The organism is Pseudoalteromonas sp. SIMBA_162 (genome assembly GCF_046535955.1).
Taxonomy (GTDB): domain Bacteria; phylum Pseudomonadota; class Gammaproteobacteria; order Enterobacterales; family Alteromonadaceae; genus Pseudoalteromonas; species Pseudoalteromonas marina.
The window spans coordinates 1-233 of the sequence record NZ_JAWJBQ010001292.1 but is presented as its reverse complement, the minus strand read 5'-3'; the positions used below and the strand labels follow the sequence as shown (position 1 = coordinate 233).

General features: G+C 59.2%; 1 protein-coding gene. It reads left to right on the top strand.

Annotated elements, in window-relative coordinates:
* On the top strand, window positions 1-233 hold a 233-nt coding region (locus R0J88_RS23815; RefSeq protein ID WP_410901430.1), incomplete at both ends, for an FAD-dependent oxidoreductase.

Genomic DNA, 233 nt, shown 5'->3' with positions numbered 1-233 from the left:
CCGAGAAGGAAAGCCACCAGGTCTTCATCGAGCCCGAAGGCCTGACCACCCACGAGCTGTACCCGAACGGGATATCCACCTCCCTGCCACTCGACGTGCAATTGCAGATCGTGCAGTCGATTCGCGGCATGGAAAACGCCCATATCGTGCGCCCGGGCTATGCGATCGAGTACGACTACTTCGACCCGCGGGACTTGAAGTACAGCCTGGAAACCAAAGTCATCGGTGGCCTG